Here is a 14,614-nt window from a genome sequence, read left to right on the forward strand (position 1 = left end):
TAGCGCAGGTGCTTCAGTGGCGGCTCAGAGCTTGCCTTCTGCCTTCATCTGCTCGGCCCACTCGCGGCTCTGCAGGTCCTTCATCGGGACGCCGGCCTCCCAATGGCCGATCAGCTTCTCCATGTCGAGCGGCAGGTAGACGTCGTCGTAACTGCCGTCGGCAGCAATGCGGTCCAGGGCCCGGTACATGTTGAACATGGCCGTGCCCTTGGTGGCGGAGAACTGGGCGAGCATCTCCACGCGGTTGAGGTCGGGGTCGAGGTAGTCGATCGTGAAGTCAAACCGGGACAGACGCGCGGACATCGGCCACATACCCAGCTCGTCGTGGACGCGACGCGCAGTGATGAGCAGATCTTCCATCGTCCGGAAGCGCCAATCCATGTGCTCGAGACGACAAGGACGCTGGGGCAGCGAGCGAGGCTCTACGCCCTCGGGGGTCTCGACTTCTTCGCGTACGTCAAGGTCCATGGCGTGCGGTCGCGGGTCCTCGAATGCATTGACGATGCCGATCCGGTGGTTCTCGTCGTCATGGCTGAGTGCGATGAACTCCCACGTGCCATAGGTCGCCTTGAACACGTACCGCAGGTTGAGGACCGTCTGGTAGAAGCGCACAAGGTCATCGATGCCGGGGCCCTGGTGGTACACCGAGACGTGCAGGATCTCTTCGGGAACGGGGAAGCTGGCGTTGTCCGGGCCGCCCCAGAACTTCTGCTCCGCCGGCGTCCATTTGTTCGGGTGGGTCTTGTTGACCTCAGTGCCGGGGATCGCGGTCATCGTGTCTCCTTTAGCGGGGCCGGCTGGCGGCTCCGTGCTCTCTTCGTTGAGTCGCACCGGGTCGAGGTTTCCTCGAGGACGTGCTTCGCAGTAAGCCTAAGAAGGCAGGTCACTCGATTCAAACAATCCTTTGCGATAGTCAACATTGATGAGATCGATTAGTCTCTGACGTATGGACCTTCGCCGAGTCGACCTCAATCTGCTGGTGGCGTTCGACGCGCTCATGGCCGAGCGGAGCGTGACTCAAGCGGCGGAACGGTTGTCGATCGGACAGTCTGCGATGTCGTCGACCCTCGGTCGCCTGCGCAAGCTGTTCAACGACCCGATCCTCACTCGCGATGGTCGCCACCTCGTCGCTTCACCATTGGCAGAGTCACTCGTTGTCCCGGTGAAGGATGTTCTGATCGGAGTGGAAAGCGTCCTTTCGGGTGGGCCCCGGTTTGATCCGGCGACAGCCGAACGGACGTTCATGATCATCGCGAACGACTACCTTTCGATGACGTTCCTGCAGCCGCTGATCGCGAGCCTCCCGTACGAGGCGCCGGGCGTGCGGCTCACCATCGTCCCGACGGGAGAGGACTTCGCCGAGCTACTGCGCCGCGATCGGGCAGACCTGCTAGTGATCCCCCGCGAGGCATTCCCTGAGCACAGCTACTTCCCTCACCAGGTACTCTTCCGCGATCGGTATCTCGTCGCGGTCGACAAGGATCACCCTGAAGTCGGGGACGAGATCACGATGGAGCAATTCAGCGAGTTGCCGTACCTAGCAACGTCGTCAGGGCACCTCCGGTCCGTTTCCGAGATGCAACTCGACTTCCTCGGAATTCCGAGGAGAACGGAGATTACCGCGGGCTTTGGCATGGCGCCGTTCCTGCTTGCAGGGACGCGGATGGTGACGCTCGTCCACGAACGGCTCGGGAGGCGGGTTGCTGACTCCGCCGGCATCCGGCTTCTCGAGCTTCCGATGGTCCTCCAGCCGATCACTGAGATCATGGCGTGGACACGACGCACCGACCGCGAACCCGGTCACCGCTGGCTCCGCAACCGGCTACTGGAGATCGCGCAGGAATCACAGACGGAACCGTAGAGGCCAGGGACTAGCCCCGGCCGATACAAGGTTCTGTCGCCAGACTAACGCAATCCGGCAACCTCACCCACGAGACCTACGTCTCGCTCACGATCGAGTTCGTAAGGGTACCGATCCCCTCAACTTCGACGCTCACCACGTCCCCCGGGGACATGTAGAGCGCTGGAGAACGGCCATCACCCACACCACCCGGCGTCCCTGTTGCGATGACATCACCGGGTTCCAGCTCGGTCCATTCGGTGAGGTAGGCGATCAGGTCAGCGACACCGAAGACAAGTTGATCAAGCCTGGATTCCTGGACAGTTACGCCGTTCAACGTCGTCGCGATCCGTTGGCTGCCGACCACACCGAACTCGTCCGCGGTAACGATCCACGGCCCGAGCGAACCTGAACGGGGAAAATTCTTTCCCGGCGTGAACTGCGGCGTATGCCGTTGGTAGTCGCGGAGCGACCCGTCATTCATCAGGGTGTAGCCCAAGACGTGATCAAGCGCGTCTTGGGCAGCGATGTGGCGGCCCCTCTTGCCGATGACGATTGAGAACTCGCCCTCATAGTCGAAGCGGCTGGAGTTGCGAGGCGCGACCATCGGCTGCCCGCTGCCTACCATGGTGTCCGGGTAGCGGGTGAAGACCACGGGCCGTTCGGGGAACGGGCGCCCCATCTCCTTGATGTGGTCCGCGTAGTTGAGGCCGACGCAGAGGATCTTGTGAGGATCCACCACGGGCGGGTCGAGTTGCACGTCGGTGAGCTCAAGCTCCGGAGCGTCATCCGATGCTTCGAGTGCTCGCTCTAGGCGACCCGAGCGCAGCACTTCTCCGAGCGTTGCCGTCCCTGTCGCCGACCCGAGGTCGAGCACCTTTCCCTCATCAACGATCCCCCAGGATCGATCCCCGCCACTGGCAAACGCGACGATTCGCATACCGCCTCCTCATTGAAACGCGCAGCGACGATGGGTCCGTCTCACGAACCCTGTGCATGCAAAGACTCGACAGCTGGAGTACTGAGTGGTTACGAGCATAGTTCGCGATTCAGCTCATGCGATCGACTCGGGGCCTCTGCGCCCCAGACTCTTATCGATGCATAGAACCGATGGCGTCAATGGTGCCCCCACGGCCGCGCCTCAAGTCCGGTTGCGTCCAATAGCGTGGTGTACGGATCGGCTGGTGGCCGTGTCGCTGCGGACGTAGTGACGGCCACCGCGTGATCCTTCGAGAGAACCGCTAAATCCATCTCGAAAGGAACCTCGACGATGACCGTCGTACCTAGTATCGACCCTGCCCGCTTCCTGCACGAGCAGCTCCATCAGGCATCCCCGGATTCAATGATCCGCGAGACATCGAGCCGCCGAATCCCATCAACTGGGACCTGCTGACAGCCGACGAAGCCGAAGTCGAATGACTTGAACTCAATCGATGGGTCAATTGGCTTCGCCACACCTATGGGTTGCCAGCATCCGTCATCCCGCCGTTCTGGCACCGGCATCCCGAGCTCGTATGGGAACTGTCCGCCCTCCACCTCCACTGGCTATCCGCCTACGACCCCGACCAACGCGGCTCCGCTCCCCTCGGCTAGCATCGCGACTTCGCCGACGGCCGAGAGCGACTGCACGACTGGGTTGCGACATCCGGCACCCGCCTGGATCGAGATCGGGCGACGCGTCAGTCGCCCTGGCCAGGCGACGCGCCGGCGGATGCCGTCGAGGACGCGGTCATCACACATCGCGACGAAGACTTCATCCAGTTCGTGATCGATGACGTCACCCGTCGACGGTCCGCGGAAGAATGAGCTACGCCCACGGTGGCATCCCCGTGACGGTGGTGTCTACCCTTCATAACGTCGCATTCACGCAGTGATCGCTACCACGCCCCGCTCAGTCTCATCTGCTGGTCTTGTCGAGCGCGCCTACCAGGTCGACGAGGGGGTCGTCAGTGTCCTCGAGCCCAACTGAAAGTCGAAGGTGCCCGTATTTCTGGAACGCGGGCGCGTACGCGTTATCGCCGCCGCGGGTGCCGGCGGCGGTGTGCACGACGAGGGTTGCGTCGTGGCCGAGTGAGACCGCAGAGGTGATCACGTGGAGGTTGTTGACGACTTTATTCTGAGTGGCTGAGTCACCCTCGATTGCGAATGCGATCATGTCCCCGTATCCGCGTCCACCGAACTGCTTGCGCGCGAGCTCATGATCCGGGTGAGAGGTCAAACCTGGGTAGGCGACGAATGCGACTCGGGGTCGGCGTCGAGGAAGGTTGCGACGCGTTCGGCGGAGGCTCCTGGCGCGCGATCTTGGTGTGGATGGCGGCAAGCCAGGTGCGGGCATCGGTCTTGGTGACAAACGTCAGCGGCTTGTCGTCTTCAGTTCGTGCGGTATAGGTTTCGCCGTCCGGCGCGGGGTACCGCGCCTGCCAGCGCCCGGATGGCAGCTTCCGAAGACTCCCCCACGTCTCTCGCTTTGAAGGCGCCCGCGCGCCCGTCTTGGTGGTGCTCATCGCGCCCTCCTATGGCCGTGGGTGGACAGTTATGGACGGCCGTGCCACGGCGTGCCACTCGGCGCACCTATCAAGCGTGATTCGCCTCTGACCAGGCGTTTGGGCGCCGCGCGTTCACCATCTGTGGCACGCAGTGGCACGACATCGCTGGCACGTCGACGTCGAATTCGCCTCGGCGGACCATCCCGCTCCACGAAGAAAGGTGCGCGCGTGCCACCCGCGTGCCACCCCGAACGGCATCTCGTGTCCATCTGAGTCCTCCTCTGTCTGTCGAGAGAAGGCACGAAAGAGGCCCGGATCCGCAGAATCCTGCGGTTCCGGGCCTCTCAGCCGCCCAGTACGGGCGAGTGTGGTCCGAGACTTCTAGAAGTCCCAGTCGTCGTCTTCGGTCGCCTCTGCCTTGCCGATGACGTACGACGAACCCGATCCCGAGAAGAAGTCGTGGTTCTCGTCGGCGTTCGGCGAGAGCGCCGACAGGATCGCCGGGTTCACGTTCGTCACGGTCGAGGGGAACATGGCCTCGTAGCCGAGGTTCATCAGCGCCTTGTTGGCGTTGTAGTGCAGGAACTTCTTGACGTCCTCGGTCAGACCGACGCCGTCGTAGAGATCCTGCGTGTACTGCACCTCGTTGTCGTAGAGCTCGAACAGCAGGTTGAAGGTGTAATCCTTCAGCTCCTGACGGCGCTCCTCGGTCTCGTTCTCGAGGCCCTTCTGATACTTGTAACCGATGTAGTAGCCGTGCACGGCCTCGTCACGAATGATGAGACGGATCAGGTCGGCGGTGTTGGTCAACTTCGCCTTGGACGACCAGTAGATCGGCAGGTAGAAGCCCGAGTAGAACAGGAACGACTCCAGCAGAGTCGATGCCACCTTGCGCTTGAGCGGGTCATCACCCTGGTAGTAATCCATGATGATCTGAGCCTTCTTCTGAAGGTTCACGTTCTCTGTCGACCACCGGAACGCCTCATCGATCTCCTTGGTCGACGCAAGGGTCGAGAAGATCGAGGAGTAGCTCTTGGCGTGCACCGACTCCATGAAGGCGATGTTGGTGTACACCGCCTCTTCGTGGGGGGTGATCGCGTCGGGAATCAGCGATACCGCGCCGACCGTGCCCTGAATCGTGTCGAGCAGGGTCAGCCCGGTGAACACGCGCATCGTGAGCAGCTGCTCTTCGGGAGTCAGCGTGTTCCACGACTGCACGTCGTTCGACAGCGGCACCTTCTCGGGCAGCCAGAAGTTGTTCACCAGACGGTTCCAGACCTCGAGGTCCTTGTCGTCCTGGATGCGGTTCCAGTTGATCGCCTGAACGTGGTCGACCAGCTTGAGCGATTCGGGTGTCATCATCGTTCCTGTTCTAAGAAATCCGGATCAGAGCATGCAGCTGACGCACTCGGACATGTCAGTGCCCTCGAGCGCCATCTGGCGAAGACGGATGTAGTAGATCGTCTTGATGCCCTTGCGCCATGCGTAGATCTGCGCCTTGTTGATGTCGCGGGTCGTGGCGGTGTCCTTGAAGAACAGCGTCAGCGACAGGCCCTGGTCAACGTGCTGCGTGGCAGCGGCGTAGGTGTCGATGACCTTCTCGTAGCCGATCTCGTACGCGTCCTGGTAATACTCGAGGTTGTCGTTCGTCATGAACGGCGCCGGGTAGTAGACGCGCCCGAGCTTGCCTTCCTTGCGGATCTCGACCTTCGACGCGATCGGGTGGATCGAACTCGTCGAGTTGTTGATGTACGAGATCGATCCGGTCGGCGGCACAGCCTGCAGGTTCTGGTTGTAGATGCCGTGCTTCTGGATACTGTCCTTCAGCAGGGTCCAGTCAGCCTGAGTCGGGATGCTGTGGCCGACAAAAAGGTCCTTGACCTTCTCGGTCGCAGGCACCCAGGCCTGGTCGATGTACTTGTCGAAGAACTCACCGGAGGCGTACGTCGAGTCCTCGAACCCGTCGAAGGCCACGCCGCGCTCGATTGCGAGCTTGTTCGATGCCTGCAGCGCGTGGAACAGCACCGTGTAGAAGTAGATGTTCGTGAAGTCGATGCCCTCTTCGGATCCGTAGTGCACGTGCTCGCGCGCCAGGTAGCCGTGCAGGTTCATCTGGCCCAGGCCGATCGCGTGCGAACGGTCGTTGCCATCCTCGATCGAGCGGACCGAGGAGATGTGGCTCTGGTTGCTCACCGCGGTGAGACCGCGGATCGCGGTCTCGACGGTCGCGCCGAGGTTTCCGCCGTCCATCGCCAGGGCAATGTTCATCGAGCCGAGGTTGCAGGAGATGTCCTTGCCGATCTCGTTGTACGAGAGGTCTTCGTTGTACGTGGTCGGCGTGTTCACCTGCAGGATCTCGCTGCAGAGGTTCGACATGTTGATGCGGCCCTTGATCGGGTTGGCCTTGTTCACCGTGTCTTCGAACATGATGTACGGGTAGCCCGACTCGAACTGGATCTCGGCGAGAGTCTGGAAGAACTCTCGTGCGTTGATCTTCGTCTTCTTGATGCGCGGGTCGTTGACCATCTCGCGGTACTTCTCGGTCACCGAGATGTCACCGAAGGGCACGCCGTAGACCTTCTCGACGTCATACGGCGAGAACAGGTACATGTCTTCGCCGTTCTTGGCGAGCTCGAACGTGATGTCGGGAACGACGACACCGAGCGAGAGGGTCTTGATGCGGATCTTCTCGTCAGCGTTCTCACGCTTGGTGTCGAGGAAGCGCATGATGTCGGGGTGGTGCGCACTGAGGTACACCGCGCCGGCCCCCTGACGAGCACCCAGCTGATTCGCGTAGCTGAAGCTGTCTTCGAGAAGCTTCATCACAGGGATGATTCCGCTGGACTGGTTCTCGATCTGCTTGATCGGTGCGCCGGACTCGCGGATGTTCGACAGCAACAGCGCCACGCCACCGCCGCGCTTGGACAGCTGCAGCGAAGAGTTGATGCCGCGCGAGATCGACTCCATGTTGTCTTCGATGCGCAGCAGGAAGCAGCTGACGAGCTCGCCGCGCTGTGCCTTGCCTGAGTTGAGGAAGGTCGGCGTCGCAGGCTGGAATCGGCCAGAGATGATCTCTTCGACGAGGTCGATGGCAACCTGCTCATCACCGTCGGCAAGTCCGAGAGCGGTCATCACCACGCGCTCTTCGAAGCGCTCCAGGTAGCGCTTTCCGTCGAACGTCTTCAGCGTGTAGCTGGTGTAGTACTTGAACGCGCCGAGGAAGGTCTCGAAGCGGAACTTCTTCGAGTACGCCAGTTCGGTGAGCTTCTGGATGAACTCGAACGAGTACTTCTCAAGAAGCTCGCCCTCGTAGTACTCCTTCTCGACCAGGTAGTCGAGACGCTCCTTGAGGGAGTGGAAGAACACCGTGTTCTGATTGACGTGCTGCAGGAAGAACTCCCGCGCCGCGCGCTTGTCGGCGTCGAACTGGATCTTTCCGTTCGCGTCGTAGAGGTTCAGCATCGCGTTGAGCGCGTGATAGTCAAGACCCTCGTATGCGGGATTGGCTTTGAACTCCACCATCTCGGTCACGGTCTGCTCGTCAATTGCAGTGTCCACCATCGTTCCAATCCGTCGCTCACGCGATCAACGTCTTCTTGCGTGCCGAAAACTTCAAGCCGGTACAAGTGCGGCACATGACACTTGCGGCTGATGATGTCGCCGGCAAGGCAGAATGCCTCGCCGAAGTTGGAGTTGCCTGCGGAGATGACCCCGCGGATGTTGCGCCGGTTGCGCTCATCGTTGAGGAACCGGATCACCTGCTTGGGGACGGCCCCTTTTTCCTCGCCTCGACCCTGCCCTCCCCCATAGGTGGGAGTGACAAGGACGAACGGCTGGTCGACGACGAGCGGATCTTCTGTTCTATACAGCGGGATGCGCTCGGCCGGAAGACCGACCTTCTCGATGAACCTGGCCGTGTTGCCCGAGGTGCTGGAGAAAAAGACCAGGAGCGGCGCAGCCGTTGCGATGGTACGCATGATTCACCCCGCTCCCTGAGCGCCGTCGAAGGGTTCAGACCAGACGGGCTGCGAGCTCGTCGATCTTGTCGGGACGGAACCCCGACCAGTGCCCCTCGTCGGTGACGACGACAGGTGCCTGCATGTACCCGAGAGCTTTGACCTGCTCGAGCGCCGAAGCGTCTTCAGAGAGGTCGTGGATCTCGTACTCGAGACCCTTCGCATCAAGCGCGCGATAGGTCGCATTGCACTGCACGCACGAAGGCTTGGTGTAGACCGTGATCGACATTGCTATCCCCCTCAGGACTAGGTTTCTCCCGGTAGACCTCACCGGGATCTCAATACTACATATAGGTACGGACATTGAGGTTGACCACAAGGGCTAGTAGTTACATCCGTGTAGTTTTCCACCGTTCTCCACCGGTTACAACACAGGTTGTCCACCATTTCATCCACAGCCGAGGGGTCAATATAGAGCCTGTCGAAGCGCATGATCTCGCGGTTCTCGCAGGCCCCTCAGAAATCCATCCACAGGTTGGACGCTACGCCGGGGTTCGGACATTCGATTCCCTGTGGAAAACGCCCCTCGGCGTGTCGCGGGCGTGTCGCATGCGACCGGTTCGCCTCGTAGTCTGAAGGGGTGACCGTCGTGACGCTCCCCCGCCTCTCGTGGGGCGATCCTGCCTCCCAGAAGACCGCTCTGCTCGTGCACGGACTCGGCTCCTCAGGCGCTCTCATGTGGGCGCTCGGCGATGCCCTTGCGAATGCGGGGTGGCATGCGTCCGCGATCGACCTCCGTGGGCACGGCAACGCCCCACGTGCGCTCGATTACACCGTCGGCGCCTACGCCTCGGATCTCGCGCTGGCCTCCCCCGACCGCGGCGGCTCCTGGGATGCTGTCATCGGACACTCTCTGGGCGGAGCAGCGAGCACGGTGGCCGCGGCATCCGACCCGGGGTGGACGAAACGCCTCATCCTCCTCGACCCGGCGATCGTTGTGGACGGCCGCGATGCGCAGATCGTGCGCCGCAGCCAGGAGCGCGCGTTCACGGACAATCGGATCGAGGTCGTGCAGGACGAGCATCCGCACTGGCATCCGCAGGACCATGAGCTCAAGGTCGACGCGGTCACCCGCGGCAGCCGCTGGGCCGTCGAGCAGACCAGCGCGCAGAACGACCCCTGGGACGTGCGCGCAGATGCCGCGCGGCTGAGCATCCCCACCCACGTCATCGGCGCCGATCCCGAGGTCTACAGCCTCTTCACGGGAGACGTCGCAGATGAAGTGCTCGCGGCGAACGACAACATCTCGATGTCGATCGTCCATGGTGCCGGCCACTCACCGCACCGCGACTTGCCAGAAGAGACCATCCGCCAGCTGTTGGAGGCACTGTCATGAGTTTCGATCCCGCCGCGTATCTCCCCGACGACCTGCTCGAGCGCATTCGCGAGCGCGCCCCGATCCACGACCGGGAGAACACCTTCCCCGAACAGGACCTCGCCGAGCTGCGGGATGCCGGATATCTGAGCATCCTCGTCCCGTCCGAGCGCGGCGGCGCCGGCCTCGGACTCGAACAGACCGCGATCCTTCAGCAGCGCCTGGCCGGGGCATCCCCCGCCACTGCCCTTGCGATCAACATGCATCTGGTCTGGACCGGAGTCGCGAAGGTGTTCAGCGACCGAGGCGTGCCGGGACTCGAATTCGTGCAGGCTGGTGCGGTCGCGGGAGAAGTCTTCGCGTTCGGGATCAGCGAGGGAGGCAACGACCTGGTGCTGTTCGACAGCACTACGGATGCTGTGCCCCAGGCCGACGGCTCTTACGCATTCACGGGAACGAAGATCTTCACCTCACTCGCACCGGTGTGGACCAAGCTCGGCCTGCACGGACTGGACACCACGAGCGAAGATGCGCCGAAGCTCGTATTCGCGTTCATCGAGCGCACGGATGCGGTCACCACCAGCGATGACTGGGACACCCTGGGAATGCGCGGCACGCAGAGTCGCACCACGAGGCTCGACGGCGCCACCGCTCCCGCCTCGCAGATCGTGCGTCGCATCGACCCCGGCCCATCGCCGGATCCGATCATCTTCGGCATCTTCAGCGTGTTCGAGCTGCTGCTCGCCTCGGTCTACACCGGCATCGCCCACCGCGCGATCGAGCTCGCGGTCCAGACGGTGCAGAAGCGCACGTCGAAGAAGACCGGGCTCGCCTATGGCCAGGATCCCGACATCCGGTGGCGCATCGCGGATATGAGCCTCACCTATGACGCCCTGCCACCGCAGATCACCGCCCTCGCGCGTGATGTCGACGAGCGTGCCGACCATGGAGCTCGCTGGTTCACGCTGCTCTCCGGCACGAAGCACCGCGCTGTCGTGATGGCCAAGCATGTCGTCGACCAGGCGATCCTCACGGCCGGCGGCGGGTCGTACTTCTCGTCGAACGAGCTCTCCAGGCTCTACCGCGACGTGCTGGCGGGAATGTTCCACCCCTCCGACCCGGAGTCCGCGCACTCCACGGCGGCGAGCGCGCTGCTGGGACCTGTGGGCTGACTACTTCCGCTCGAAGTCGAAGGCCTTCAGCAGTTCGTCGACAGCCTGCTCCCGCTCGTCTCCGCCCTGCTCGAACATGTGCGTGACGTGCGTGCGCAGGTGGTTCTCCAGAAGCAGGCGGTTCAGTGATTCCAGAGACTTTTGAATGGCGCGGGACTGCGTGATGATGTCCATGCAGTACTCCTCGCCCTCGATCATGCGGGCAACCCCGCGCAGCTGACCCTCGAGGATGCTCGTGCGATGCAGCGCGCGCTTCTTGATGTCTTCGATCACGTTCCGAGAGTACCCTTCGACGGGCTCGGGGACCGAGTGCGTGCGAGGATGACCGTATGCCGCGCACTCCGATGGCCCTGCTGTCCCCCGCTGACCAGGAGCGTCTGCGCGCGCTGCGCGTGATGAAGGCGATCGCGCTCGGCGCGCTCATCTTCATGGCGATCGCATTCGTCATCGCGTTCTGGATGCAGGGGCGCTACCCCTGGCTCGCGTACGTTCGCGCCGCTGCCGAAGGCGGCATGGTCGGTGCCCTCGCCGACTGGTTCGCGGTCACGGCGCTGTTCCGCCGCCCGCTGGGACTGCCGATCCCGCACACGGCGATCATTCCGAACCGTAAGGACGAGATCGGGCGCACGCTCGGCGAGTTCGTCGAGACGAACTTCCTCGCCGCCGACGTGGTTCGCACGAAACTAGCATCGACGGCGATCGCGCAGCGGGCCGGCGAATGGCTGCGCGAGAAGCCGCATGCCCAGCGGGTCGCAGCCGAGGGCTCTGCCATCGCGACCGGTGTGCTCAACGCCCTCAGCGACGACGATGTGCGCGACCTCATCGCAGACCTTGCCCGTGAGCATCTCGTGCAGCCCGAGTGGGGCACACCGGCCGGAGCATGGCTGGAGAAGATCGTGGAGTCCGGCGCACACCGCGGCGCGGTCGATCTGGCAGCGGACAGCATCTCGACGTGGCTGGTCGCCAACGCCGATGCCTTCTCCGGCCTCGTCTCGCGGCGGCTGCCCGGATGGGTTCCCAAGCTCGCCCACCGCTTCGTCGATGACACGGTCTACCACGAGGCGATCAAGTTCGTGGATGCCGTGCGCGCCGATCCGCAGCATCCGGCCCGCCTCGCGATCGACGGATACCTCGGCCGCCTCGCCGGCAACCTGCAGAACGACCCGGTCACCAGGCGCAAGCTCGAGAACGCGAAAGAGACGCTCTTCGACAGCCCCCGCGTCGGCGCCCTGGCTGCTGAAGCGTGGAACACCGCGAAGAACGGTCTGATCCGTGCGCTCGCCGACCCCGAGAGCAGCCTGCGGGTTCGCGCCGTGCAGGCCATCGAAGAAGTCGGCGAACGGCTCACGACGGATGCCGCTCTGCAGCGCCGGGTGGATTCATGGGTGTCCGACGCGGCTGTCTTCCTCGTGGACCGCTACCGGCACGACATCGCGTCCATCATCACCGACACCGTCGAGCGGTGGGACCCCGCAGAGACCACCGAGAAGATCGAGCTCATGGTCGGTCGCGACCTGCAGTACATCCGACTCAACGGCACCGTCGTCGGTGCTCTCGCAGGGCTGGCGATCTTCACGATCGCTCACGCGGTGATCCCCGGCATCTGAATCTCAGCGTGCGGCGAGCCCCGCCAGCAGCTCGAGAACGCACAGTGCCGCCAAGCGCACGGTACGCTCATCCTCGGTGTCTGCCGACGCATCGACCTCTGCGATGTCCGCGCTGACGATGCGCGGGTCCCGGGCGAGCGAGCGCACCAGGGTGCGCAGCTCGAATGCGGCGAGGCCCCCGGGAACACTTGCCGGGCAGCCGGGCACGATGGCTCTGTCCGCCGCATCGACGTCGACATCCAGGTGGATGCGTGCCGCGTCGCCCGCGCCTGCGAGCCCTATTGCTTCGGTCACGACGTCCGGGATGCCGCGATGATGGAGCTCGTCGAGAGTGATGACCCGGATGCCCCATTCCGCCGCCCGGCGGGCGTATGCAGCGGAGTTCGCGAAGTCGGCGATCCCGATTTGCACGATGCGCGCCGGGTCAATGCGCTCGCTCACCGGGGCGTCTTCGATGAGCCGGCGGACCGGCGAGCCGTTCGAGACTCCGTCGCGCAGGTCGAAGTGCGCGTCGATCGTGATGAGTCCGCTCGCAGCGGCACCGCGTGCCACCGGGTAGGTGAGGGAGTTGTCCCCGCCAAGAGCGATGACGAACGCGTCTGCCGCCGAGAGCTCGGCCACCCGCGCCACTGTCGCAGCGATGCCGTCGTCCCCATCGGGCTCGGCGATATCACCGGCATCCGTAATGCGCAGCACCTCGTTGAGGTCCATGACAGGTGGCCCCATCAGCGTCGCGCTGTACCGGCGCAACGCCGCGCGAATCGCGGCGGGCGTCGCGTGAGCGCCGGTCGGTGAGAGCGAGGTGCGCCACGTCGGCACGCCCAGCAGCACAGCATCCGTCTGTTGTGTGCTGTCGAACTCCTCCCAGCCGCCGGCCCGCGGCCACAGCTCATCAACCGACAGCGTCATCCTCGGCCTCCGTTTCGCGCCGCTATTTCGCACCTCGCGCTGCTGTTCGCTGTTCGCACTGCAGATACTTCCGCCGCGCGAACAGGTTTTGACAGCGCGAACCACCGGCTCATGCCAGAACCCCGTCCTTCCAGACGCTGTGCACGAGAGGAACCCCTGGCCGGTAGGACAGGTGCACGTGACTGGGGGCATCCAGCAGCACGAGATCGGCCCGAGCCCCCGGTGCGATGATGCCGATATCGTCGCGCCGCAGCGCTGCTGCTCCTCCTGCTGTCGCTGCCCGCAACGCCTCGACCGGTGTCATCCCCATGTCGCGCACGGCGACGGCGATGCAGAACGGCATGGAGGACGTGAAGCTTGACCCAGGGTTCGTGTCGCACGCCAGCGCGACGGTGACCCCGGCGTCGATGAGCCGGCGCGCGTCGGGATAGGGCTGGCGCGTGGAGAACTCCACTCCGGGCAGCAGCGTCAGCACCGTATCTGACGCGGCGAGCGCCTCGATGTCTTCATCGCTCAGATACGTGCCGTGATCGACGGATGCCGCGCCCAGCTCGATAGCCATGCGCACCCCACCGCTCTGGCCGAGCTGACCGGCATGAACGCGCGGCAGCAGCCCGCGGGCGGTTCCCGCTTCGAGCACTCGCCGGGACTGCTCGACGGTAAACGCGCCGGTCTCGCAGAACACATCGATCCACCGGGCGTGTGGAGCACAGGCATCCAGCATCGGCCCCGTGACGAGATCGACGTAGCCGTCGGGATCGTCTGCATATTCTGCAGGCACCACATGCGCGCCGAGGAATGTCACCTCATCGGTCTCCTCGGCGGCCAACCGCACCAGGCGCTGCTCGGTCTCGATATCGAGGCCGTATCCGCTCTTGACCTCGACGGTCGTCGTTCCCTGCGCGCGCATCTCCGCGATGAACGCGCGAAGCCTCGCCCGGAGCTCGTCCTCGCTCGCGGCCCTCGTCGCCGCAACGGTCGAGCGAATGCCACCGGCGGCATACTTCTCCCCCGCCATGCGCGCTTCGAACTCTGCAGCACGATCGCCGCCGAAGACGATGTGGCTGTGGCTGTCCACGAATCCGGGGATCACGGCTCGGCCGTCGGCATCGATCTCCGCGAAGCCTGCGGGGTCCGCGGGGACGGCGTCGGCCGATCCGACCCAGGCGATGCGCCCATCCGCCATGAGAACGGCGGCGTCGCGGAGCATCCCCGCATCCGTGTTCGTCGTCAGCTCGCCGATGTTCGTGATCAGAGTGCACATGTGCT

15 protein-coding genes and 1 pseudogene are annotated in these 14,614 nt (G+C 63.6%); 5 read left to right on the forward strand and 11 right to left on the reverse strand.

The features are described 5' to 3' along the window. Positions 1-24: 24 nt before the first annotated feature. On the reverse strand, positions 25-774 hold the full coding sequence (locus ACTU6U_RS10395) for a VOC family protein (protein WP_443469045.1): 750 nt from the start codon (positions 772-774) through the stop codon (positions 25-27). A gap of 172 nt (positions 775-946) precedes the next feature. Here ACTU6U_RS10395 and ACTU6U_RS10400 point away from each other — a divergent pair, with 172 nt between their 5' ends. Beyond that, a complete protein-coding gene (locus tag ACTU6U_RS10400) occupies positions 947-1,861 on the forward strand; it encodes a LysR family transcriptional regulator (protein WP_443469046.1) in 915 nt (304 codons plus the stop codon). Positions 1,862-1,937: 76 nt separating this feature from the next. Here ACTU6U_RS10400 and ACTU6U_RS10405 read toward each other — a convergent pair whose 3' ends face one another. Then, a complete protein-coding gene (locus tag ACTU6U_RS10405; protein WP_443469047.1) occupies positions 1,938-2,780 on the reverse strand; it encodes a fumarylacetoacetate hydrolase family protein in 843 nt (280 codons plus the stop codon). A gap of 389 nt (positions 2,781-3,169) precedes the next feature. Here ACTU6U_RS10405 and ACTU6U_RS10410 point away from each other — a divergent pair. After that, a pseudogene (locus tag ACTU6U_RS10410) lies at positions 3,170-3,646 on the forward strand (hypothetical protein). 91 nt (positions 3,647-3,737) lie between these two features. On the opposite strand, the gene ACTU6U_RS10415 reads toward ACTU6U_RS10410, so the two are convergent. From ACTU6U_RS10415 to nrdH, 6 genes are all read right to left on the reverse strand, one after another. Continuing rightward, entirely contained in the window at positions 3,738-4,058 is a 321-nt protein-coding gene (locus ACTU6U_RS10415; RefSeq protein WP_443469048.1) for a PLP-dependent transferase, read from the reverse strand. Beyond that, complete coding sequence (locus ACTU6U_RS10420) at positions 4,036-4,344, reverse strand: hypothetical protein (RefSeq protein WP_443469049.1); 309 nt, start codon at positions 4,342-4,344, stop codon at positions 4,036-4,038. The genes ACTU6U_RS10415 and ACTU6U_RS10420 overlap by 23 nt, the downstream gene beginning before the upstream one ends. A 363-nt stretch (positions 4,345-4,707) precedes the next feature. Further along, positions 4,708-5,685 carry a class 1b ribonucleoside-diphosphate reductase subunit beta gene (nrdF, locus tag ACTU6U_RS10425; protein WP_443469050.1) on the reverse strand — a complete coding sequence of 326 codons (978 nt, stop codon included), beginning with the start codon at positions 5,683-5,685 and terminating at the stop codon, positions 4,708-4,710. 27 nt (positions 5,686-5,712) lie between these two features. After that, on the reverse strand, positions 5,713-7,848 hold the full coding sequence (gene nrdE, locus ACTU6U_RS10430; RefSeq protein ID WP_443469234.1) for a class 1b ribonucleoside-diphosphate reductase subunit alpha: 2,136 nt from the start codon (positions 7,846-7,848) through the stop codon (positions 5,713-5,715). A 5-nt stretch (positions 7,849-7,853) separates the two neighbouring features. Beyond that, entirely contained in the window at positions 7,854-8,303 is a 450-nt protein-coding gene (gene nrdI, locus ACTU6U_RS10435; RefSeq protein WP_443469051.1) for a class Ib ribonucleoside-diphosphate reductase assembly flavoprotein NrdI, read from the reverse strand. 34 nt (positions 8,304-8,337) lie between these two features. Further along, positions 8,338-8,571 (reverse strand): glutaredoxin-like protein NrdH, encoded by a 234-nt coding sequence (nrdH, locus tag ACTU6U_RS10440; RefSeq protein ID WP_443469052.1) that lies wholly within the window; start codon positions 8,569-8,571, stop codon positions 8,338-8,340. Between the two features lie 351 nt (positions 8,572-8,922). On the opposite strand from nrdH, the gene ACTU6U_RS10445 reads away from it, so the two are divergent. Together ACTU6U_RS10445 and ACTU6U_RS10450 are read left to right on the forward strand one after the other, a co-directional pair. Further along, positions 8,923-9,678, forward strand: coding sequence for an alpha/beta fold hydrolase (locus ACTU6U_RS10445; RefSeq protein ID WP_443469053.1), 756 nt, complete (start codon positions 8,923-8,925; stop codon positions 9,676-9,678). After that, positions 9,675-10,829, forward strand: a complete 1,155-nt coding sequence (locus ACTU6U_RS10450; RefSeq protein ID WP_443469054.1) for an acyl-CoA dehydrogenase family protein — start codon at positions 9,675-9,677, stop codon at positions 10,827-10,829. The genes ACTU6U_RS10445 and ACTU6U_RS10450 overlap by 4 nt, the downstream gene beginning before the upstream one ends. Here the strand turns inward: ACTU6U_RS10450 and ACTU6U_RS10455 are convergent, their stop codons facing one another. Continuing rightward, positions 10,830-11,102, reverse strand: a complete 273-nt coding sequence (locus ACTU6U_RS10455; RefSeq protein ID WP_417510873.1) for a metal-sensitive transcriptional regulator — start codon at positions 11,100-11,102, stop codon at positions 10,830-10,832. A 56-nt stretch (positions 11,103-11,158) separates the two neighbouring features. Between ACTU6U_RS10455 and ACTU6U_RS10460 the strand changes: the two genes are divergently transcribed. Beyond that, the gene (locus ACTU6U_RS10460) at positions 11,159-12,436 is read left to right on the forward strand and encodes a DUF445 domain-containing protein (RefSeq protein WP_443469055.1); all 1,278 of its coding nucleotides are present in this window, start codon (positions 11,159-11,161) and stop codon (positions 12,434-12,436) included. 3 nt (positions 12,437-12,439) lie between these two features. On the opposite strand, the gene ACTU6U_RS10465 is transcribed toward ACTU6U_RS10460, so the two are convergent. Then, on the reverse strand, positions 12,440-13,345 hold the full coding sequence (locus ACTU6U_RS10465) for an arginase family protein (RefSeq protein WP_443469056.1): 906 nt from the start codon (positions 13,343-13,345) through the stop codon (positions 12,440-12,442). A gap of 109 nt (positions 13,346-13,454) precedes the next feature. Then, a complete protein-coding gene (hutI, locus tag ACTU6U_RS10470) occupies positions 13,455-14,609 on the reverse strand; it encodes an imidazolonepropionase (RefSeq protein ID WP_443469057.1) in 1,155 nt (384 codons plus the stop codon). Between the last annotated feature and the right edge of the window lie 5 nt (positions 14,610-14,614).

The sequence above is a fragment of the Microbacterium zouquanmingi genome (assembly GCF_052266695.1).
Taxonomy (GTDB): domain Bacteria; phylum Actinomycetota; class Actinomycetes; order Actinomycetales; family Microbacteriaceae; genus Microbacterium.